At 68.0% G+C, this 22,032-nt stretch carries 17 protein-coding genes; 8 read left to right on the top strand and 9 right to left on the bottom strand.

Features of this window, described 5'->3' with window-relative positions; translation table 11 throughout:
- Window position 1: 1 nt before the first annotated feature.
- Window positions 2-1,279, bottom strand: a complete 1,278-nt coding sequence (locus ADL03_RS19785; protein WP_053734977.1) for an extracellular solute-binding protein — start codon at window positions 1,277-1,279, stop codon at window positions 2-4.
- A gap of 79 nt (window positions 1,280-1,358) precedes the next feature.
- Window positions 1,359-2,018 (bottom strand): copper homeostasis protein CutC, encoded by a 660-nt coding sequence (locus tag ADL03_RS19780; protein ID WP_053734976.1) that lies wholly within the window; start codon window positions 2,016-2,018, stop codon window positions 1,359-1,361.
- A 352-nt stretch (window positions 2,019-2,370) separates the two neighbouring features.
- Between ADL03_RS19780 and ADL03_RS19775 the strand changes: the two genes are divergently transcribed.
- From ADL03_RS19775 to ADL03_RS19760, 4 genes are all read left to right on the top strand, one after another.
- Window positions 2,371-2,976, top strand: a complete 606-nt coding sequence (locus ADL03_RS19775; protein WP_053734975.1) for an RNA polymerase sigma factor — start codon at window positions 2,371-2,373, stop codon at window positions 2,974-2,976.
- Window positions 2,973-3,458 carry a carboxypeptidase regulatory-like domain-containing protein gene (locus tag ADL03_RS19770; RefSeq protein ID WP_157528960.1) on the top strand — a complete coding sequence of 162 codons (486 nt, stop codon included), beginning with the start codon at window positions 2,973-2,975 and terminating at the stop codon, window positions 3,456-3,458. The genes ADL03_RS19775 and ADL03_RS19770 overlap by 4 nt, the downstream gene beginning before the upstream one ends.
- Before the next feature lie 177 nt (window positions 3,459-3,635).
- Entirely contained in the window at window positions 3,636-4,001 is a 366-nt protein-coding gene (locus tag ADL03_RS19765; RefSeq protein WP_053734974.1) for a DddA-like double-stranded DNA deaminase toxin, read from the top strand.
- Complete coding sequence (locus ADL03_RS19760) at window positions 3,998-4,459, top strand: Imm1 family immunity protein (RefSeq protein ID WP_053734973.1); 462 nt, start codon at window positions 3,998-4,000, stop codon at window positions 4,457-4,459. Before ADL03_RS19765 ends, ADL03_RS19760 begins: the two co-directional genes overlap by 4 nt.
- Before the next feature lie 221 nt (window positions 4,460-4,680).
- On the opposite strand, the gene groL is transcribed toward ADL03_RS19760, so the two are convergent.
- From groL to ADL03_RS19740, 4 genes are all read right to left on the bottom strand, one after another.
- Entirely contained in the window at window positions 4,681-6,300 is a 1,620-nt protein-coding gene (groL, locus tag ADL03_RS19755; protein WP_053734972.1) for a chaperonin GroEL, read from the bottom strand.
- 217 nt (window positions 6,301-6,517) lie between these two features.
- On the bottom strand, window positions 6,518-7,777 hold the full coding sequence (locus ADL03_RS19750; protein ID WP_053734971.1) for a serine/threonine-protein kinase: 1,260 nt from the start codon (window positions 7,775-7,777) through the stop codon (window positions 6,518-6,520).
- 81 nt (window positions 7,778-7,858) lie between these two features.
- Window positions 7,859-8,062, bottom strand: a complete 204-nt coding sequence (locus ADL03_RS19745) for a cold-shock protein (protein ID WP_053734970.1) — start codon at window positions 8,060-8,062, stop codon at window positions 7,859-7,861.
- Window positions 8,063-8,138: 76 nt separating this feature from the next.
- Window positions 8,139-8,771 (bottom strand): AIM24 family protein, encoded by a 633-nt coding sequence (locus tag ADL03_RS19740; protein WP_053734997.1) that lies wholly within the window; start codon window positions 8,769-8,771, stop codon window positions 8,139-8,141.
- A 72-nt stretch (window positions 8,772-8,843) separates the two neighbouring features.
- Here ADL03_RS19740 and glp point away from each other — a divergent pair, with 72 nt between their 5' ends.
- From glp to pssA, 4 genes are all read left to right on the top strand, one after another.
- The gene (gene glp, locus ADL03_RS19735) at window positions 8,844-10,037 is read left to right on the top strand and encodes a gephyrin-like molybdotransferase Glp (protein WP_304438804.1); all 1,194 of its coding nucleotides are present in this window, start codon (window positions 8,844-8,846) and stop codon (window positions 10,035-10,037) included.
- A gap of 28 nt (window positions 10,038-10,065) precedes the next feature.
- Window positions 10,066-11,610 (top strand): M48 family metallopeptidase, encoded by a 1,545-nt coding sequence (locus ADL03_RS50500; RefSeq protein ID WP_053734969.1) that lies wholly within the window; start codon window positions 10,066-10,068, stop codon window positions 11,608-11,610.
- A gap of 204 nt (window positions 11,611-11,814) precedes the next feature.
- Entirely contained in the window at window positions 11,815-12,510 is a 696-nt protein-coding gene (locus tag ADL03_RS19725) for a phosphatidylserine decarboxylase (protein WP_053734968.1), read from the top strand.
- Complete coding sequence (gene pssA, locus ADL03_RS19720; protein WP_157528958.1) at window positions 12,510-13,469, top strand: CDP-diacylglycerol--serine O-phosphatidyltransferase; 960 nt, start codon at window positions 12,510-12,512, stop codon at window positions 13,467-13,469. Before ADL03_RS19725 ends, pssA begins: the two co-directional genes overlap by 1 nt.
- 185 nt (window positions 13,470-13,654) lie before the next feature.
- Here the strand turns inward: pssA and ADL03_RS19715 are convergent, their stop codons facing one another.
- The 3 genes from ADL03_RS19715 to ADL03_RS19710 all read right to left on the bottom strand — a co-directional run bounded on the left by ADL03_RS19715 (window position 13,655) and on the right by ADL03_RS19710 (window position 22,009).
- Window positions 13,655-14,020: a hypothetical protein gene (locus ADL03_RS19715; RefSeq protein WP_053734966.1), complete on the bottom strand. Its 366-nt coding sequence runs from the start codon at window positions 14,018-14,020 to the stop codon at window positions 13,655-13,657.
- Window positions 14,021-14,780: 760 nt separating this feature from the next.
- On the bottom strand, window positions 14,781-15,359 hold the full coding sequence (locus tag ADL03_RS47205) for a hypothetical protein (RefSeq protein WP_157528956.1): 579 nt from the start codon (window positions 15,357-15,359) through the stop codon (window positions 14,781-14,783).
- 107 nt (window positions 15,360-15,466) lie between these two features.
- Window positions 15,467-22,009 carry an RHS repeat-associated core domain-containing protein gene (locus tag ADL03_RS19710; RefSeq protein WP_197288473.1) on the bottom strand — a complete coding sequence of 2,181 codons (6,543 nt, stop codon included), beginning with the start codon at window positions 22,007-22,009 and terminating at the stop codon, window positions 15,467-15,469.
- Window positions 22,010-22,032 lie beyond the last annotated feature (23 nt).

Genomic DNA, 22,032 nt, shown 5'->3' with positions numbered 1-22,032 from the left:
CTCACGACGTGAAGGCCGCGTTCATCGTCTTGGCGGCGTCGGCGGTGGCCGTGTCGACGTTCTTCGCGCCGGTGACGACCTCCTGGATCATCGTCGGCAGCACGGTCTGCGCCTCGATCTTCGCCCACGCCGGGGTGACGGGGACGAACTTCGTGCCGGCCTGCAGCGTCTTGGTGAACGGCTCCAGGAACTTGTCGGCGTCAGCGACCTGCTTCTGCACGTCGGTGAACGTCGGCAGGTTGCCCATCGCCGTGTACATCTTCTGCTGGTACTTCTTCGACGCGAGCAGCTGCGTGAACTCGTTCGCGAGCGTCTTGCGCTGGGTGCCCTTCATGACGCCGAGCAGGTTGCCGCCGGCGAACGCGGGTGCGATCGAGCCCGCGGTCTTGCCGGGCAGCGGGACCACGGCGTACTTGCCCGCGGCACTGCTGGCGTCCACGGACTTGCGGTTGAAGTCGCCGCCGATGGTCATGGCCGCCTTGCCCGCGCGGAACTGCTCGACGCTCGCGTCACCGCCGTTGCCGGCGCAGGTGGCGGGCGGGCAGATGTCGTCCTTGATCAGCTCGGTGTACTTCGCGACACCGGCCTTCGCCTCGGCGCTGTCGACGGCGGCGGTGAACTTGCCGCCGTCGGACTTGGCGATCTCGCCGCCGCCGGCCCAGATGAACGGCAGCGCGGCGAACAGGTACTTGCCGCCGGCGGAGATACCGATCAGCTCGGGCTTCTTCTGCCGGATCTCACGCGCGGTGGTGGCGATCTCGTCAAGCGTGGCCGGCGGCTTGAGGCCGAGCTCGGCGAACACGTCCGTGCGGTAGTACAGCGCGCGGACGCCGACGAACCACGGCACGCCGTAGGTCTTGCCGTCGACCTTGGCCGTGTCGAGGATCGACGGGACCAGGTCCTTGGACTCGTTCCAACCGCTCAGGTCCAGCTCGGAGAAGCCGCCGGCGGAGACGTAGCCCGCGAGGTCGGTGTTGCCGAACTCGGCGACGTCCGGCGCGCTCTTCTGGTCGCTGAACGCGGCCTTGAACCGTTCCGCGCGGCTCGACACCTGGATGTACTGCACGTCGACGGTCACGCCGCTGTGCTTGCCCTGGAACTCGGAGATCGCCTCCTTGACCACCGCTTCCTTGGGCCCGCGGTTGACCTCGTCGAACAGCCGCACCCGCAGCTGCCCGGTCTGCTCGTCCGCGGTCGTGTTCGTGGGTCCGGACTGCACCGGGGCGCAGGCGACCACCGCGCCCACGCCCAGCACGGCCACGAGTGCCTTCAGCCTCATCGTGCCCTCCGCATTGCATATAGTGCAACAGCCATTTCACAGGAAGCAACGTGAGACTAGAACGGACTGCGCTAAGGGTCTAGACCAGACGGTTGATCCATTGCCGAACCGATGCCGAATCGACCGGTTCGTCCCACCCACCCGGCCGCACGGCGCTGCCGACGTGGAACGCGGTGACGCCCGCCGTGAGCAGCTCGTCGACGTGGTGGGGCTGGAGGCCGCCGCCGACCAGCAACGTGGGCGGCTGGGCGTTGACCAGCTCTTTCAGCACCTCCATGCCCGCTTCGACACCCTTGCGGTGCCCGGCGGCGAGCACGGTGTCGCAGCCGAGGTTCGCGACGGTCCGCCACCCCTTCCGCACGTCGTTCGAGTTGTCGAGCGCGCGGTGGAACGTCCACGCGCAGCCCTCCAGCTCGGCGGCGAGGTTGAGCGTGACGCCCTCGTCGACCTCACCCTCCGCGTCGAGGAAGCCGAGGACGAACTCGGTCGCGCCCGCCTCCCTCAGCTCGACGGCGGTGCGGCGGAGCTCCCTGAGGTCGCGCGGCGCGAACCCGTTCCGGTCGCGCAACATGACCCTGATGGGCAGATCGCACGCCTTGCGCACCTCCGTGAAGGTGGCGACCGACGGCGTGAGCCCGTCCGCGGCCATGTCCGCCACCAGTTCGAGCCGGTGCGCACCGCCCTCCTGAGCGGCTTCGGCGTCCCTGGCGTCCAGTGCGATGACTTCGAGAATCGGCATGGTCTAGACCATAACGGTGAATTCCATGTGCTTTCGGGAATCCGGGAGCGATTTCTCGCATTCCCGCGTCTGACTGTGTATCCACGCCCGAGTTCGCCGCTCTTGTTCAGTGAGCGATAGACGTGGAGCGACGCGTCAGCCGGTTCGAGGGGTGCCGGCTGGCGCAGAGCTCCCGCCCATGGCGGCCCGTGATGCGGAGGGGGAATCACGGGCCGCTGGCATACCCGGACCAAGCCGACGGCGGACCTGTGAGTGATACTGCGCCAACCGAGTGAATTTTGTATCTACTGCTCTGTCGGCGCCTCCTGACCTGGCGAACGGCGCTGACAGGGCGGCCGATCGGAGGTGCTGCGTGGACGAGCTGCACACGGCGGATGACCGACCGCCGTGGGACGGGCTGGAAGGCACCGAACGGCATGCGGTCTGCGTCGCGGCCGCACGCGAAGGCAACCGCAACGCACTGGACGTGCTGGTGGCCGAGCTGACCCCGCTGGTGTGGCACGTCGCCCGCGGCCAGGGCCTCGACCGGGCCGCCGCGGAGGACGTGGTGCAAACCGTGTGGCTCGCCTTCCTCCGCAAGATCGACAGCATCAAGGAACCGCGCGCCCTCGTCGGCTACCTGGTCGTCACGACCAGGCGTGAAGCCCGGCGAACCTGGACACCCAACAAGCGCGAGACCCACCTGTCGGACGAGTTCGCCGAACAGCTCGAGTCCGACACCGGCCTGCCAGAGGACGTGACGCTGATGGACGACCGCGACCGCAGGCTGTGGCTCGCGTTCGGCCGGTTGACCACCAAGTGCCAGGAACTGCTCCGGCTCACCGTGCTCGCGGGTCGCGCCGAGTACCGAGCAGTCGCCGAAGCACTCGCCATGCCCCACGGCAGCATCGGTCCGACCAGGGGACGGTGCCTGAACCAGTTGCGCAGCTACCTGGACACGGAAGGAGGATCGCGGTGAACGAGATCGACCCGCGCGACGACCGCAGGGGACTAGAGGACACCGCTGTCCTCTCCGAACTGAACAGGCTGGTCGACGAACTCGATCCCCCTCCGGCAGACCTCGTCGACCGCGTGAAGTTCGCGATCGCCCTGGAAGACCTCGACGTGGAAGTCGCCCGCTGGGAACGCGCGGGCTCCTTCGCAGGCGTGCGCGGCGGCCAGACGGGCACGATCACGTTCACCGTCGACAACCTGACCCTGATGGTGAACTTCACCTCCACCGGCTCCCGCCACCGCATCGACGGCTGGCTGGTCCCGGCCGGTGAGCACACCGTCGAGGTCCGGGTGGCCGACCACAAGTCCTCGTGCACCCAGGCGGACGACGGCGGCCGGTTCGTGCTGCCGGACGTGCCCGCCGGCACCACCCAGATCCTGGTGCACCTGGTGAACGCACACGGGGAACCAGGCCGCACAGTGGTGACACCGACGATCATGCTCTGACGTTTCACGGGGGATGGCGCGGCAGGTTGGCCTTGGGGGCGTGCCGCGCCCGCACTGGGGTTCTGACTTCGGGACATGCGTTGTCCGCGTGCTTGGCGGACCGTGCCCGGCACACATCGAGAGGCCCGGGTCGCTTCGGCGAGCCGGGTCTCTCGTGTTCGCGGCGGAGGAGGCGGCGTGCCGGTGACGTTCGAGGAGGTCGCCGCGGTTCTCGCCCAGGTGGAGGAGAAGGCCGGGGCCGCCATCGCGACGCTGGTGCGCGAACCGGACGAAGAGCACGACCGCATCAACGATCACCTGATCCAGCTCGGCATCGGACGCCCAGGTGCGAGCGTCGAGGCCTCGAAGCACGTCGAGGTGAAGGTCGCCTGGCGGATGCGGCAGCGCGGAATGGACCACGTCGAACTGGTGGTCAACAACGAGCTGTGCAACGGGACACTCTCATGTTCCAGGCTGCTCCCCTACGTGCTCGGGCCAGACCAGACGTTGACCGTGCACGATCCAGTACGGTCGCGGGAGTTCCGCGGAAGGGATGTGCGGTGAGCTACACGCTGGAGATCTGGTACTACCACGGCGACAACCGCGCTGATGAGCCCGTCACCGTCAGCACCGCCGCCGAACTCGACGGAGTTCTCGCCCACGTGGCGAACCATCCGCAGCCACACCCGGCGCAGATCGCCGCGCGGGAGCTGCCGAGGTTCGGTGTGCTGGAAATCCCGGACCGCATGTTCAAACTCGACGCGCACCAAGCATTCGGCGCCCTGCACTACGTGGGTCCGGATCCCGACAGCACGACCGAGGACGTCGGGTACTGGGTGACCTTGGGCAACGAAGCCGCCGACGACGCGCCGACCTTGTACATCGACAAGGACAACAAGACCAGCTTCCCGCAGAACGCCGCAATTCGGCTGGAACAGGTCCGGGACGCGTTGCTGGAGTTCCAGCGAACCGGCTCCCGCCCCACCTGCGTGCAGTGGCAGACCACCGCCCCGGCCTACTGACCGAAACACCACAAGCGCCACTTCAACGTAGGGCCGCATTGAGCGAAGCGAGGCGTTTCCACCTTCCCCCTGCCTGCGCAACCCCGGCGTCAAGGCGACAAGCAACGCGCGGAACCCAACCCCGCACACCAAAGGCGACGGTCCCACAAAAGCCGAAAGGCCCGGCCCCGCCGAAGCGGGAACCGGGCCTTCCGAGGTGAATCCGTACAGCCGGCCTGGACTCAGAAGTCCATGCCACCGGCGTCCGGCGCGGCCGGAGCGGCGTTCTTCTCCGGCTTGTCCGCGACGACGGCCTCGGTCGTCAGGAACAGCGCGGCGATGGACGCGGCGTTCTGCAGCGCGGAGCGCGTGACCTTGGCCGGGTCGATGATGCCCGCCTTGATCAGGTCCTTGTACTCGCCGGTCGCGGCGTCCAGGCCCTCGCCCGAGGGGAGGGACTTGACGCGCTCGACCACGACGCCGCCTTCGAGGCCGGCGTTGACGGCGATCTGCTTCAGCGGCGCCTCGACGGCGACCTTGACGATGTTGGCACCGGTGGCCTCGTCGCCCGTGAGCTTCAGGCCCGCGAAGGCGACCTCGGCGGCCTGGAGCAGCGCGACGCCACCACCGGCGACGATGCCCTCCTCGACGGCGGCCTTGGCGTTGCGGACCGCGTCTTCGATGCGGTGCTTGCGCTCCTTGAGCTCGACCTCGGTGGCCGCGCCCGCCTTGATGACGGCCACGCCGCCGGCGAGCTTGGCGAGGCGCTCCTGGAGCTTCTCGCGGTCGTAGTCGGAGTCCGACTTCTCGATCTCGGCGCGGATCTGGTTGACGCGACCCTGGATCTGGTCGGCGTCGCCCGAGCCCTCGACGATGGTGGTCTCGTCCTTGGTGACGACGACCTTGCGGGCCTTGCCCAGCAGCGAGATGTCGGCGTTCTCCAGCTTCAGGCCGACGTCCTCGGTGATGACCTGGCCACCGGTGAGGGTGGCGATGTCCTGGAGGATGGCCTTGCGGCGGTCACCGAAGCCGGGCGCCTTGACGGCGACGGACTTGAAGGTGCCACGGATCTTGTTGACGACCAGGGTCGCCAGGGCCTCGCCCTCGACGTCCTCGGAGATGATCAGCAGCGGCTTGCCCGACTGCATGACCTTCTCCAGGAGCGGGAGCAGGTCCTTGACCGTGGAGATCTTGGAGCCGAACAGCAGGATGTACGGGTCCTCGAGGGTCGCTTCCTGGCGCTCGGGGTCGGTCACGAAGTAACCGGAGATGTAGCCCTTGTCGAAGCGCATACCTTCGGTGAGCTCCAGCTCGAGCCCGAGGGTGTTGCTCTCCTCGACGGTGATGACGCCTTCCTTGCCGACCTTGTCCATCGCCTCGGCGATGAGCTCGCCGATCGTGGGGTCAGCGGCGGAGATGGACGCGGTAGCAGCGATCTGCTCCTTCGTCTCGATCTCCTGGGCGTTCTTCAGCAGCTGCTCGGCGATGGCCTCGACGGCCTGCTCGATGCCGCGCTTGAGGCCGAGCGGGTTCGCGCCCGCGGCCACGTTGCGCAGGCCCTCGCGGACCAGAGCCTGTGCGAGCACCGTCGCGGTGGTGGTGCCGTCACCCGCGACGTCGTCGGTCTTCTTCGCGACCTCCTTGACGAGCTCGGCCCCGATCTTCTCCCACGGGTCCTCGAGCTCGATCTCCTTCGCGATGGAGACGCCATCGTTGGTGATGGTCGGCGCGCCCCACTTCTTCTCGAGCACGACGTTCCGACCCTTGGGGCCGAGCGTCACCTTGACGGCGTCAGCGAGGATGTTCATCCCGCGCTCGAGACCGCGACGGGCTTCCTCGTCGAACGCAATCATCTTGGCCATTGCGGTGTGTTCCTCCGCCTTTGTGGATTCTGGGCCACTGCGGGCGCACGCCCACAGCGGAACACGGTTCGCTTGGCCAGGTTCGGTGCCCGCGACGGACGACCCCGGTGACGGGGCCTCACCTTCCCAGCCTCACTTCTTGGCACTCGACAGAGCCGAGTGCTAAGACGTGTTTAGCACTCGGGCACGGCGAGTGCAAGCGACCCGGCGTGAACCCTCAGCGTGACGTGCGCACCGGCACAGAGGTCGGCAGCGGCTTGTGCGAGGTCGGGTCGTCGCCCACGTTCAGCGTCGGCGAGGAGTTCGTCTTGGGCTGACGTGCGGGTTCGTCGCCGGGCGACAGGATGATCACCACGATGACGATCGCCACGATGGCGACCGCGGCCGCGATGACCGGCGCCAGCCAGGCGGGACGTTGTTTCGAGGTGGTGTTGAACGCACTCGCGCCCACCTGGTTCGGCGGCCGCAGCCGGACCGGGTCGGAGAGCTGCTGCTGGTACCCGCCGCCCTGGTAGGCGCCCTGCTGCACCGGGTTCGGACCCGACACGGGGCCGGACATCGGGCCGGACATCGGGCCCGACATCGGCGACTGCACGGGGATCGAGCCGGAGTGCGGCCCGGCTCCGGCCGGGTTCGAGCCCTGCACGACCCCGGCGAGGGCGACGCGGGCGGCGGCGATCAGCTCGGCGCAGCTGGCGAAGCGCTGGGCCGGTTCCTTCGAGGTGCCGCGGCGGATGACGTCGTCGATGGCGGGCGGCAGGCCGGCGAGCTGCGCGAGCGGGGGCACGGCCTGGCCGAGGTGGCCCTGGATGACCTCCTGCACGCCGCCCTGGAACGGCGGGCGGCCCGACAGGCAGGCGAAGAGCATGCAGGCGAGCGCGTACTGGTCGGTGCGGCCGTCGACCGGCTCTCCGCGCAGGTGCTCGGGGGCGGCGTAGGTCGGCGAACCGAGGAAATCACCCGTTCGGGTGCGGTGGCCGGTGGCGCCGCGGCGGGTGAGGCCGAAGTCGGCGACGTAGACGTGCTCGCGCACGCCCTCCTTGGTGGTGACCAGCACGTTCGCCGGCTTCACGTCGAGGTGCACGAGGCCCTTGCCGTGCAGCATGTCGAGCGCCTCGGCGACCTGGGCGAGCAACGTCAGCGTGCGGGCCGGGGTGAGCGGCCCCTCCTTGATGTGGCCGGCGAGGTCCTGGCCGTCCACGAGCCGCATGGCGATGTAGAGCAGGCCGTCGACCTCGTCGAAGTCGTACAGCGGCACGATGTTCGCGTGGTCGATGGCGGAGGTGTTGCGCGCCTCGTCGACGAACCGCTCGCGGAACTCCGCGTCGGGCGCGAGGTGCTCGCCGATGACCTTGAGCGCGACCTTGCGGCCCAGTCTCACGTCCGTGGCCCGGTAGGTCACGCTCATGCCACCACGACCCAGCACACCGTCGATCCGGTAGTGCGCGATCCGCCGCCCGCTCAGGTCCTCCGACACGCGAGGCAGCCTAACGCCCGCCCAGATCGTGCTGCTCCGGGTTGGTCAAAGCTGTGACTGAACCGGTTCGCCCGGCCGGCGTCAGGGCTTCCGCACGTCCGACGCCTGGCTGCGCCCGTCCCGTCCGGCCTGCACCTCGAACTCGACCCGGTCGCCTTCGGAGAGCGTCCGGAAGCCTTCCATCTGGATCGCCGAGTAGTGCACGAACACGTCGGGCCCGCCGTCGGTTGCGATGAAGCCGTATCCCTTTTCGGAGTTGAACCACTTGACGGTACCGAGAGCCAAGGCGTCCTCCTTCAGGTCACACAAGCAGAACGCAACGCTAAAAGAAGAAATGTCACGCGGATACCTCCTTACGGAGTCATGAACGCGGGCTGACTCCGTTGGCGCGCAACCAGGTGGTGAGGCGGCGGGGCCCGCGGGTCTGGGTGAGCACGGCGCCGGGACCGGCGAAGTCGAACACCAGGCCCTCACCGGAGCGAATGTTCTGCCCGCCCTCGGGCGCCAACGCGCGCAGCCGGCATTGCACGGTGTCCGCGAACGCCAGCACGTGGTCGCTGTCGATGGTGACCGCTTCTCCCTCGCCGAGGGTCACGAGGTCGAGTGCGCCGGTGCAGCCGAGAAGGACAGTTCCCTGACCATGTGCGTAGTTGAGAAATCCTTCTCCGCCGCCGAAGAGCGCCTTCAACGGCGGCGCGTCCGGGTTCATCAGCACGGCGCTGCCGGACGCGAGCCACCCCAGCCGCGAGATGCACCAGCCGGTCTTGCCGTCGAGCTCGACGGTGTGCAGCTCACCGGGCAGCACCGCCGCGACGTCGACCCAGCCGCCCTCGGCTCCGGCGGTGCACAGCGCGACGGTGCCGCTCTTGGGCTCGAACGCGAGGCCGTAGCTCGTGGCCAGCACCGACTGCGCCTCGACCAGCACCAGCTCCGCGGGTGCGAGCACCAGTCTCGCCACGCCGAAGTTCGGTGTGTGCCGGGTACGGACCTGCACCGTGTGCACCCCCAGGGGTTGAACTGGGCCGGGAGATCGTCACGACCACTACGACATTGGCAGTATGCAGTCGTGTCCCCCACCACTGTCGCCGAACACCGCCAGCGCGTCGCCTCGCTCGTCGGGCAGATGCCGGTCGTGCACCTGCCACTCGAGGAGTGCCTCGGGCTGGTGCTCGCCGCGGACGTGATCGCGCCCGTCTCCCTGCCCCCGTTCGACAACTCCGCGATGGACGGGTACGCCGTGCACGCCGCCGACCTGGCCGAGGTCCCGGTCCGCCTGCCGGTGGCCGACGACATCCCGGCGGGCCGGGTGGACGTGCGCCCGCTGGAGCCCGGCACCGTGCACCGGATCATGACCGGCGCGCCGGTGCCGCCCGGTGCGGACGCGGTGATCCAGGTCGAGCTGACCGACGCGGGCACCGAGCAGGTGACGCTGAACGCGACCGTCTCCCCCGGCACGAACATCCGCGTCGCGGGCGACGACGTGCGCGAGGGCGACCCGGTGCTGGTCGCGGGCACGGTGCTGCGGCCGGCCCAGCTGGGGCTCGCCTCGGCGCTGGGCATCCCCGAGCTGCCGGTGCGCCGCCGGCCGCGGGTGCTGGTGCTGTCGACGGGCTCGGAGCTGGTGGAGCCGGGACAGCCGTTGCAGCCGGGCCAGATCTACGAGTCGAACGGCATGATGCTGGCCGCGTCGGTGCGGGACGCGGGCGGTGTCGCGGTGCGGCTGAAGTTCGTGCCGGACGACGTGGAGGCGTTCCACCGGGCGCTGGCGCCGCACCTGTCGTCGGTGGACGTGATCATGACCTCCGGCGGGGTCAGCGCGGGCGCGTACGAGGTGGTCAAGGACGCGCTGGCCGGCCACGACGTGCGGTTCACGAAGGTCGCGATGCAGCCGGGCGGGCCGCAGGGCGCCGGGACGTACGAGGGCGTGCCGGTGCTGACGCTGCCGGGCAACCCGGTGAGCGCGCAGGTGTCGTTCGAGGTGTTCGTGCGGCCCGCGCTGCTCGCGGCGATGGGGCACCCGCAGGCCGAGCGGCCGACCAGCCGGGCGCGGGTGTCGTCGCCGCTGACGTCGCCCGCGGGCAGGACGCAGTTCCGGCGCGGTGCCTACGACCCGGCGTCCGGGGAGGTCGTGACGCCCGTCGGCGGGCCGGGGTCGCACCTGTTGTCGGCGCTGGCGTTGTCGAACTGCCTGATCGAGGTGCCGGAGGACGTCACCGAGCTGGCGGCGGGCGACGAGGTCGTCGTCAGGCACCTGCACTAGGCGGCCGAGAGGTCTGGGGGGACGGGTCGTGAGGTCGGCGCTCGCACTGGTGTTGCTGGTCGGGTTCTTCGTGCTGGGCCTGGCGCTCACGGCGTTCCTGGTCGCGGTCTCGGTCTGGCGGTTCCGGATCGGCGACTTCCAGGGCGGCGGCTGGGTCGGCTGCTTCGCGGCCGCGATCCTGTTCCCGCTGCTGTGGGCGGTGGTGCGGGCGGTGTTCGCGCGGCCGGAGCCGAGCGGGGTGCCGATGACGCGCGCCACGCACCCGCGGCTGTGGCGGCACGTCGACGAGCTGGCCGGGATCGCCGGGACGCGCTCGCCCGACGACCTCCGGCTGGTGCCCGACGTGAACGCGCGCGTGTGGGAACGGCGCGGGACCCGGTACCTGGAGCTCGGGGTGCCGCTGGTGGCCGGGATGTCGGTCGGCGAGCTGCGGTCGGTGCTGGCGCACGAGCTGGGCCACTACGGCGGCGGGCACACGCGCGAGTCGGCGGTGCGGTTCCGGGCGAAGCTCGCGCTGGAGCTGGCCGTGCGCCAGGGCGACTTCATGCGGCTGCTGTACGGGTGGGCGCGGCTGTACTCGCTGGTCGTGGCGGCGGAGAGCCGCGACCACGAGCGGTTCGCCGACGAGGTGGCCGTGGCCGCGGCCGGGCAGGAGGCGGCGCGGCGGGCGTTGCTGCGCAGCGGGCCGGTCGCGGTGGCCTGGGAGGACTACCTGCGGTGGTACGTGGCGCTCGCGGTGGTCGCGGGACGGACGCCGCCGCTGCTGGCGGGGTTCCGGGCGTACCTGGCGCACCCGCGGCGGGTGCACGACCTGCGGGCGCTGGAGCCGGTGATGGCCGAGCGGGAGTCGGCGTCGGTGTTCGACAGCCACCCGCCGGTGCGGGAGCGGGTGGCGGCGATGGCGGCGATGGGCGCGGCCGGGTCCGGGGGGCGTGCGGCGCGAGCTGCGGATCAGCGGGCGGCGGGGCCGGTCGGTGATCGCGTGGCCGGACCGGCGGTGGCGGACGACGACGCGGCGGGGCCGGTGGCGGCGACCGGGCGAGCGGCGGCGGATGCGGTGCCCGTGGACGGGCGGCCGGCGTGGGAGCTGCTGGACGGTACGCCGGACGAGGCCGTGGCCGGGTTGCTGGAGGTGCAGGGGCCGCCGATCACGTGGGAGGAGCTCGCGCCGCTGGCCGGGCCGGTGCTGGTGCGGCGGTACGCGGCGGCGCTGTGGCACGCGGGGCGGGTGAGCAAGGCCGGCACGACGCTGGCGGGCGTGCTGACGTGCCTGGAGCAGGGCGGGCTGCACCGGTTGACGGGGCGGCCGGTGGACGCGTCGCTGACCGCGGAGCAGGTGCACGAGGCGGCCGTCGAGAGTGTGACGGAACTGCTCGCCTGCGCGGTGGCCGACCAGCTCGTGACGGCCGGGCGGGCCGTGCTGGAACTCAACTGGGGCGGGGGGTTCACGCTGCGGCTGGCCGACGGAGCTGCGGTCTACCCGGATGATCTCGTGGCACCCGCGGTGCGGGACCCCGCGCGGGTGGTCGAGCTGCGGGTCCGGCTGCGCGCGATCGGCGTGGACGGACTGTGACGGAACGCTCACAGGGCGGCGTTGTTGACGTCGTGTGACCGGGATTACACTGGTTGGCGCGCGCCGGTGGGCCCGTGCATTCGTCGGGGGATGCACGGGTTCACCGGCCACTTGCGTTCTCGGCAGTCCATGTGGGCGGTTTGGCGTGTTGGCGTAGCGTGTTGCCGCCCGACATCCACGGAAGCTACGGAATCCCACACCACGATGAGCAGCGAAAAGCCCGTCTCCCACTTCCTCGAACTCGCGCGCGGCATCGTTCCGCCGATGAACCCGGCCGGCCGCCCGTTCGTGGCCGGCGCGGCGGTTCTGACCTTCGTCCTGCGCCGCTTCAACAAGCGTCTCGGCGTCGTCGGCGCCGTGCTCACGGCGTGGGTGGCCTGGTTCTTCCGCGAGCCGAAGCGCGTCACGCCGACCCGCCCGAACATCGCGATCGCGCCCGCCGACGGCACCGTCTCGCACGTCGTCGACACCGTGCCGCCCGCGGAGCTCGGGCTCGGCGACCAGCCGATGACGCGCGTGAGCGTGTTCCTGTCGGTCTTCGACGTGCACGTGCAGCGCATCCCGGCCGACGGCGAGGTCGTGCAGGTCTCCTACCACCCCGGCAAGTTCCTCTCGGCGGACCTGGACAAGGCGTCCGAGGAGAACGAGCGCAACACGGTGTGGATGCGCACGACCGAGGGACACGACCTGGTGTTCGTGCAGATCGCCGGCCTGGTCGCGCGCCGCATCGTCTGCCACGTCGCCGACGGCGAGAAGGTCGACCGCGGCCAGACCTACGGCCTGATCCGCTTCGGTTCCCGCGTGGACACCTACGTCCCGCGCGGCTCCCGCGTCCTGGTCGAGGCCGGCCAGCGCACCATCGGCGGGGAGACCGTCCTCGCTGAGCTCCCGGAGGCCTGATGGCTCCCAGCGGGCCCGGCGTTCGCCTGCTGCCGAACGCGATCACGGTCCTCGCCATGTGCGCCGGCCTGTCCGCGGTGCACTTCGCGAACGTCGGCATGTGGGGCGCGGCCATCGCCTCCATCGCGGCCGCCGCGATCTTCGACGGCCTCGACGGCCGCATCGCGCGCATGCTCGACGCCACGTCGAAGATGGGCGCGGAGCTGGACTCGCTGGCCGACGCCATCTCCTTCGGCGTGGCCCCGGCGCTGGCCATCTACCTGTGGAAGTTCGAGGGCAACCGCGCCGGCTGGGTCATCGCGCTGATCTTCGCGGTGTGCATGGTGGTCCGGCTGGCCCGCTTCAACACCCTGCTGGAGAAGGAACAACCGCCGTTCGCGAAGGAGTTCTTCGTGGGCGTGCCGGCCCCGGCCGGCGGTTTGCTGCTGCTGCTGCCGCTGATCATCGAGGAGCAGGTCCGCACCGACGGCTGGTGGAACTCACCGATCGCGGTCGGCGTGTGGACCGTCGTGGTCGCACTGCTGCTGGTGTCGCGGATCCCGACGCTGTCGGTGAAGACCGTTAAGGTGCCACCGCGCTTCGTCGCGCCGCTGCTGGTGCTGATCGGGTTGCTGGCGGCGGCGGTCATCACGTTCCCGCTGGTGGCGTTGATCGTGGCGATGGTCCTGTACCTTGCGCACCTGCCTTACTCGGTGCGGCGGTACATGTGGCTGTCGAAGCACCCGGAGGCGTGGACCGTCACCGGTGTGGAGCGTCGGGCGATTCGGCGGGCGCACGGGGTGGCGGCTCGGCGGCTGGGGTTGCGGCAGCCGTTGCACGGGCGGGTTGCCGGTGCGGCCATGCGGGCCGTTCGGCGGCCTCGGCGGGACTCCGGTGTTGCTGATGGGGCGGTGCCTTCCGCCAACGGGAGGCGGCGGTCCTGGCGGCAGCTGGGGTTGAGGCGGCAACCGAAGCGCTGATCGCTATTTGAACTAGCCGCGGGCCGGACACGTTGATCGTGTCCGGCCCGCGGTCTTTGTCCGGAGCTTCACGTTCCTGATCTCTCCGCGAGATCTGTCACTTCCCACAACCGCCTGAAAACTGACCAGGATCGCAACCCGAGCGCAGGCGAATCCATCCGCTTCTTGCTGATGCACCCAGTACCTCAAGGCTTCTCGTTCTGCATGCGAGCCATCTCCCTCTCGATGCGCTCCACATCGATGAACTCCGCGACCGACGACCCGTCGCGCCCCAAAACTGCAGTGATCCAAGCGCGGGCTTCGGCCGAGGCGACCTGCCATTGCCATTCGAGCGCCCTGACTGCAGTGTCTTCTCGGAGCCGCTCGTCCGACAACCCCAAAGCCGGTGAGAACTGGTGGTTGATCTCAGCGAGCATCCCAATCCTGCCGATGTAGTCGTCGCACTTCACGCCTGGGAGTGCGCTGCGCATCGACGCCATCGTCCGGATCTCCAGAACTGCGGCACCGAGCAGGGTCGCGAGAGCCCACGCAGCACTTCGTTTCTGACTCATGTCACACACCTGACCTTCTTGACTTCACCAAATCAACCACCCAACCCCTTGGCACAGGTGGGCGTGTTGAGGCCGATGGACGAGTTCGTGGTGTTGAAAACTAGAGTTTTCACAGCTCCTCGTCAAACCTCCCGCACGCCACAATGCCCTTCCGTATACAGGTACCGAAACATCGCTCGGGTTTCGACCTTGCGCCAGGGTCGGCTTCAACCCTGATTTCAACGAGGTTCTTTGAACCGTCGCCGATGCGGTTCGAACGACGTCCTGCTCGCGGCTCTTTCTAACCTTCGGATCCGTGGCAAGAACGCGATCGCCGAGCTCTATCTCCTCGATCGCCTTCGACGACCTACCGGCCATCAACGCCCATGTGCGAGTTGCTGGCCTCGCGCAGGTACTCCTCATACTTGTCCTTGCCACCCGCAGCGGCATAATGAGCATGCTGCGCCCTATTGTGTGCAACATGAGCCTTGCGGCGCTTGTTCGCCGCCACTGGACATGCCACTGAAGCTTGGACCGTGACCGGGGTGAGGGACGGGCGATCAAGCGGGCTCATCGGGTGGCGGCTCGGTGGCTTGAGTTGCGGCAGCCGTTGCACGAGCGGGTTGCGGTGCGGTCATGCGGGCCGTTCGGCGACCTCGGCGGATGGGTTCACCTGCGGCTGCGACTGAGGGGCAGTGCCTTCTGCGAACGGGAGGCAACGGTCTTGGCGGCAGTTGAGGCCGAGGCGGCATCTGAAGCGCTGACTTCGCCGCGTTAAACACTACTCCCATTTTGGGTTTCGTTCAGGACCGAACTGCCCGAACAAGCTCTCATACTCGCCGTCTACATCAGAGATCACGTAGCCAGGCCACGTGCTAGAGACGGCAGCATGCAGGCGAGCCACCAGGGAGGTAACTTCCGGCATATTCAGCGAAAAGGCTCGAACAGCCCGAATTTGCGCATCTTCCACCCCTGGATTTCGCGCGTTTAAATCACGCAGGGAGTACGCAGCAGTGACTTTCATTGTTTCCATGTTTCCACCCCTCGAGAAGGAGAGGCAGTCATGCCAGCACGGCAACAGGATTAGGATCTCCAAGGCATCCTTGATGTTGCGCGCAATCATCCCCGCTTGTCCTTCCGAACTGACATAAAGAACGGGACAGTCACTCCACACCGGACCACAGGCGAGAAATGTTCCCCCAGAGAAATCGCCCGCCAGCTTACGCATTTCAACGCCTGAAGATATCTCGAAGTCACCAGGATCACCGCCTCTCGAAACATCGAACTCAAAAGCCTCCGCCAACAGTTCAGCGATTCCAGTTTGTTCGTCGAGGATTGATTTCAGGTTGTCCGGATCCATTTGCACAGCGTATCAGCCCTCCCGCTACAGCACCGAGCAGCACAACGTGGCGGTGGCGCGAACTGGTAATCGATCAGCCAGTTCACGCCACCGCCACGCCTCATCAGCTAGATCTTCCCTGTCTGTCGATAGTAATCCAAAAGCCCTCTAATCCCCTTGTTGAAGTAGCTCGGATCGCCGTACTGCTTCTCACCGATCAGGCGCAAGTCTCGAATGTCACGCGCAAGAACGGTGCGAAATGACAGGCCCATCTCCGCAGCCTTGGTCGCACGCCCGCGACCCTTGTACGTTCTCGTAAGAGCGTGATCTTCAGCCTTGATGACGATTGCTCCCCCGTCGGCCCTACTGGTGAAGAGCATTGCGGCTTGGGGCATGTGGTGCGCCTCCAGGCCATCACCCACCTTACCGGGACTTAGATCACTGTATGCTCCGGCGTCGTTCTCACTCACGGCTTTTCCGCAGTTATGCGTCAAGACCGATACAGGCCCAGCAATCACGTAATAGGTGTGCTCACCGCTGACCGTCAGGTTATGAACCCGCCGCTGAGCGGTCCACTTCCACACCTGGACGACCTGCACCTGTGCACCTGCGGAGGTCTGCAGCAACGCACCAGCGACGATCTTGTCGGCTCGCACCCATTTCTTGAGCTCCGGCAACCAGAACGGGTGCCCGTCGGTGGCGACGATCTTCTCGTCCTGCCCGTCGACCGTGATCTCGACGAGGTTCTTCGAACCGTCACCGACGATGGTTCGAACAACGTCCTGCCCGCGGCTCGTCCCAGTCTTCGGATCCGTGGCGAGAACCCGATCCCCAAGCTCTATCTCCTCGATCGGCTTTGACGACCCATCAGCCATCAACACCCGCGTGCCTGGCACAAAGCTGTTGCTGGTCGGGCAGTTCGGCACGGCCAAGGCCTCGGCCGCCGCCTCCGCGACCTCCTCCGCCTTCTCCTCGACCTTCCGCAGCCGCGCCCACGCGTCCCGGATCTTGTCCACGATCCGGTTCGCCTTCATGATCGCCCGGACGATCCGCTCCCCCGCTTGCAGGAGCTTCAAAGCTTTCGCCGCCGGCACCAGACTCACGCACGCCAGCAAGTCGAACGACGTAAAGCAGTCCTTGACGTCGTTGATCCCCGTCAGGTCCATCAACAGGTCAGGCAGCTCCGCGACCACGACGGACCACCACGACTGCGAGTTGTTGGTCTCGCGCAGGTACTCCTCGTACTTGTCCTTGCCACCCGCGGCGTCATAACGAGCCTGCTGTGCCGCGTTGTGCGCGGCGCGTGCTCTCTGGTGCTTCTTGTAGGCAATCGGATACGCCCGTGCGAGACCGTGCTCCCTGTCCTCCGGCGGGTTGCCGATGATGATGTTGCGTTCTTTGTCGATGCCCCAGTTGTGGCCATTGCCGTCGGAGCCACCCTCCAGGTACATACCTGACGGGTCGCTGAAGTTCACCGGGTTGTTGTTGCTGTACGAGTAGCCGTTGACCTGCTGCGGGTTGGCCGTGTTCATGATCGGGTCGTCGGACAGGAAGCGGCCGGTCGCCGGGTCGTACTCGCGGGCACCGAGGTGGGTCAGGCCGGTGGTGTCGCGGGTGCCGCCGACGAAGCCCTTGTCGTCGGGCCACGAGCCGCCGTTGGGGCCGCGGGCCTTGCCGAACGGGTCGAAGTACTGGCGCTGGTACGTCAGGTCCGACGCCTTCACGGAGACGGTCGGCGTGCCCTGGTGGTCGCTGATCTCGTAGGAAAGCCGGCCAGTTGAGTGCCGCACCGCCACCACGGCGCCGCCGTGGGTGTAGTAGCGCTTGCCCGAGACGGTGTTGGTCGCGTCGTCCTTGACCAGCTCCATGCCTTCGGGCAGGTACAACGTCGTGCGGCCGGCTTCGCGCTTGATCAGGCGGCCGCCGTCGGCGTCGTACAGGTACGACGACTCCTTGCCGGATGCCTCCACCACCTTGGACGTGCGGCCCTCGACGTCGTAGTGGATCGTCTGGGTGTTGCCGGCCACCTTGCGGGTGCTGGTGTTGCCCGTCTTGTCGTAACCGAACTCGTCGCGGGCGGTGCCGGACGGGCCCGTCTCGTCGATCGAGCGGACCACGTGCGGCTGGTTCTCGGGGTCGTAGTTGTACTTGCGGTTGACCACGCCGGTTGAGGTGGTCGTGCGTTCCAGCGTGCGGTTGCCGATCTTGTCGTACTCGTACTCGTGCTGGTACGGCGCCACACCGCCGACAGCGGCGGTGGCGCAGTCACCTCCTGCGGGCGTGAACGCCTTCGTCAGCCTGCGCAGGTTGTCGTAGCGGAAGCACTGCGTGTCCTGTGCCGTGGCGTCGCTCGGCTCGTCGGCGATCCTGGTGATGTTGCCGCCGGTGTCGTAGGAGTACTTGCGGTTGCTGACCCGGTAGTCGGTGTCACGCGAACGGTCCACGATGGACTGTTCGAGCCGCCGGCTGCCCTCCTCGAAGTAGTTGGTCAGCCACAACTGGTCGGAGCTCTGGTCATTGCCGAGGGTCAGCCGCAGCGTCTCGCCGAACTTCGAGTAGACGTGGCCACCGACGTAGGTGGTCAAGCCACCGGTCTTGATCGGTGCGCCCATGTTGTCGTAGGTCGTGGTCACCCGTTCCGCGGCCAGGCCACCGGCGGCCGGCGACTGCACGGAGAGCGGGACGCCGCTGACCGGCGTGTAGTTGCGCTCGAACCGGTAGATCCGGCCCAGCGCTCCTTCGGTCGCGGGGATCTCGACCTCGGACTCGCGGACGCGGCTGAACGCGTCGTACCGGGTGATCCGCTGCACGTAGGCCTGGCCACCGGAGTACCTGGTGGCGGAGTCGAGCAGGCCCTTCTTCTTGGTGTCGTAGGCCCACTTCGCGAGCGTGGTGGTGCCGGAGAGCATCTCGGTCTTGCGGCCGAGCTGGTCGTACCGGAACGTCACCGACCTGTTCTCGTTGTCGGCCGTCTTCACCACCTGGTCGAGGTTGTTGTACTCGACCGTCGTCGTGCCCCGGTCCGGGTCGGTCTCCTGCCACTTACGGCCGAGCAGGTCGTACTTGTAGGACCACCTGTTGCCCGCGGCGTCGGTGACCCGCTCCAGCTGGCCCTTGAAGTTGTACGTCGACTTCGTGCTGTCGGCGCGCTCACCGTCGTGCTGGATCCGTTCGATCTCACGGCCGTGGGCGTCGGTGACGACGGTCGTCGGCGTCTGTCCGGGCGGCGGCGTCACGTGCACGCGGTCACCCGCGTAGGCCGTGGTCGTCTTCCACTGAGGTGTGCCGAAGCGGTGGAAGGCGACGCTCACCGGGCGGGACAGCTTGTCGTACCTGGTGAGCTCCTGGTTGGGCACCTGGGCGTCCAGCACGACGAGCAACTTGCCGTCCGGGGCCTTGTTGTTGAAGAACGCGTTGTTGGTCTTGGTCACCAGGCCGCGTGAGTCGTAGAACGTGTCCGTGATGACCCGGCCGAGCTCTCCGGTCTTCTGCTCACCGTCCGGTGTCTGGGTCTGGCGGGGTCGCAGCAGGCCGTCGAAGATCTTGTACGAGACGTTGTAACCCTCGTCGGTGTCACGCAGGCTCTTCGACACCTCGACGACGGTCGCGGTCGACTCGTCGTCGACGTACTCGTACACCGCGTTCGCGGACAGGTCCCGCTCCCGGTGCGGCAGCCAGGTGTGGGTCAACCGGCCGAGCGCGTCGTACTTGGCGTCGATCCGCTCGCCGTTCGCGCCGACCTGCGCGGTCGGCAACCCGAGCGCCGGGTCGTACTCGACGGTCGAGGTGTGACCCATGGCGTTGGTGGTGGTCACCTTGCGCACCGGGAAGCCGAACGCGGGCTCGTGCGAGGTGGTCGTCTCGCCGAGCGCGGCGTCGGCGGTCTTCTTGACCCTGCCGTAGACGTCGTACTCGGTGGTGGTGACCACCTGGTACTCAGGCGTGCTCGTGCGCTCGCCGTTCCAGCGCGACGCGGTGGTCACGAGTCCCTTGGTCGGCGCCTCACCGAACGGCTTGCCGTCGTACGCCGAGATCGTGTCGCTGACGGTGTTGTCCGCGGTCGCCGCGACGTCGCACTTCGCGGCGTAGACGAGGATCCGGCTGGCGTAGTTCCACATCCACGCGGCCTCGTTGGACGCGTAGGTGGTGACCGTGCACCGTTCGTCGCCGGTGACGTCGATGTCGCCCTCGTCCTGGACCTTCAAGGCGCGGCCGTGGACGTTGTCGAACGTCGTGCTCGCCCGCTTGGTCCGCCAGCGCTCACCGTCGAGAGCGATCTTGGTGGTCACGCTCGCGGTGTTCAGCAGCAGTGCCTTGTCGTCACCGTTCACGGCGGTGGCCACCGGTGACGTCCACGGTGTGCTGGTGGTCTTCGAGTGCACCACGTCGCCGTTCTTGACGATCGTCTTCCACTCGAAGCCCTTGAGCCGCTCGATGTCCTCGATCCGCTCACCGTCGTACTCGACCCAGGTGCCCATGCCACGCAGGTAGATCTTCTCGGTGACCGGCCGGTCTGGCTCGTTGACGTCACCAGAGATGGTGCGGACCTTGTTGTAGCCACGCCACTGCGACCACGTGCGGTACTTCGCGTCGGCGAAGTCGTTCTCGTCGTAGTGCCACAGCGGGGCGTCGCCGATGCTCTCGTACTCGTAGTAGACCTTGGTCTGCTCGCTGAGCTCACGCACCCGGTCGTCCGCGACCACGGCACGCACCACGTACTTGTGGAACCAGTGCAGCTGCGGCTTCACAGCGCCTTCGGGCGTCCAGTAGGACGGGAAGCACCTCAGCGTGTTGAGGCGCGCGGTCTCCTCACTGGGCATGCGCTGCCCCGGCACGCAGTCCGCGCCGGTGTACTCGACCTCCGTGATGCCGCCCGCTTCGTGCTGAACGCGCTTGATCCGGCCGCGCAGCAACGGCGGGTACTGGTCGGCGTCGACCCGGTTGGCCAGGGTGATGCGCTCGAACTTCGTCGCCGGCAGCGACTTCGCCTCACCCACCAGGCCGGTGTGCTTGATGCTGTTGAGCCACAGCGCCGGGTCGAGACCGTCGTTCGAGGGCGGGTAGTTCTGGTCCAGCTCCCACTGGTCGACGTCACGCCACTCGGCGGCGACGTTCTCCTTGCGCACCTTGGTGACGATCTTCGTCAGTCGCAGCTGCGAGAAGAAGGTCGGCGAGTACTGGTTCTCGCACCGCGCGCCCGGCGCACAGATCTGGTCGAAGGGCACGTCCGGCCACTGCTTCGCGTTGTCCTTGTTCATCTTGCCCGGTTGACAGTCGAACGTGTCCGAGGGGACACAACGCTCCGAGTACTGGAACTCGATCCGCCCGGGAGCCGAGCCGTTCTCGTCCGAGTCGTGCAGGCCGTGGTCGATCCGTTGCAGTCGCCCTGCGCGGTCGTAGTCCACGCTGTCCGCCGCGTCCAGGTTGCGGCCGTACCGGTTCTTCTCGACCTGGTAGTAGAACCGCGTGACGTTGCCCCTCGGGTCCACCACGTAGTCGACGTTCCACCGCCACGCCTGGCGGCACGACAGGTCTTTGAACGGTTTGTCCCGCACCCAGCAGGGCTCATCGGCGTGGTTGCCGAACACCGGCACGGTCCACGTCGACTCGGCCTCACGCGACCCGAGGAAGTACTGGGTGCCGTCCGGCGTCGTGACCTTCCAGTACTCGCCGTTGTCGTCACCACCGGCGACCGGGACGCGGTTGAGCCGCTCGATCTTCGAACCGTCGTCGTTCTTGGGCCGCCACAGTTCCGTGTTCGGGATCCGCACCAGCTCCGACGAGATGCCGGCGAGCTGGATGGTGGCGTTGTCGGTGGCCCAGCACAGGTCCGCCGTCCTCTGCTGCCCGATCGCCGGGTTGAGGTCGTCGCCGCAGCTCTTGTAGCGGCGCTCGATGAACCCGCCGGCGCTCAGGTCCCAGCCGTCACCGACCGACGACGCCTGGTTGTTGGTCGCACTCGTGCGCCCGTCGACACCGCCCGACGAGTACCCGAGCGCGACCTGCGGCGCGTTTCCGCCGACCGAACCCGGCAGCTTGATCGGGTAGCTGTAGTTGAAGTCACCGCTCGAACCACCCGCCGACCAGCTTCCGGCGGGGGACAACGTGGTCGCCTGGAACGAACCGCCGGCACCACTGGCCGCGGCCTCCGCCGCCAGGACCATCGCGCCGGATGCGGAGACGACGTCGGTGGCCGTCAGCTTCTTCGACTTCGCGTCGTTGCGCGTCGACACCGGCGTGCGCGTCCGGCACTCGGCCCTGTCCGGTGTGGTCAGGGCGCATTCCGGCAGTCGCACCAAGCGCAGGCGCGAACCGTAGTCACCGCCGTACGCGTGGTCGAAGCCCGAGTAGTCCAGCTCGATCGACGTCTTGCCGGGCGACTTGCCGGCCTTATCGGACACCTTCAGCACAACGCCGGCCACGCCGACCTTCGCGGACGTGTCCTGGCCGAACGTCTCGACCCGCACCGGGGTCGCGTCCGCCTTGCCGACCCTGACCGGCGAGCCGACCGCCTGGCGGAGGTCGGTGGAAGCAGCGACCTCGGACGTTGCCGCCTCCGGCCAGGTGACCTTCGCCGGCGGCTGGTTGCTCGTCGTGATCTGACCGGTCGACCGCAGCTTCGCGGGCTCGCCCGTGACGTTCTTCTCGGTCTGGGTATCGGGTTTGCGCACGTCTCTACCCGTGGGCTGGGCAA

The organism is Nocardia sp. NRRL S-836 (genome assembly GCF_001279525.1).
In the GTDB taxonomy this organism is placed as follows: Bacteria; Actinomycetota; Actinomycetes; order Mycobacteriales; family Pseudonocardiaceae; genus Lentzea.
The sequence above is the reverse complement of the archived record's forward strand: the minus strand, read 5'-3'. Positions and strand labels throughout refer to the sequence as shown.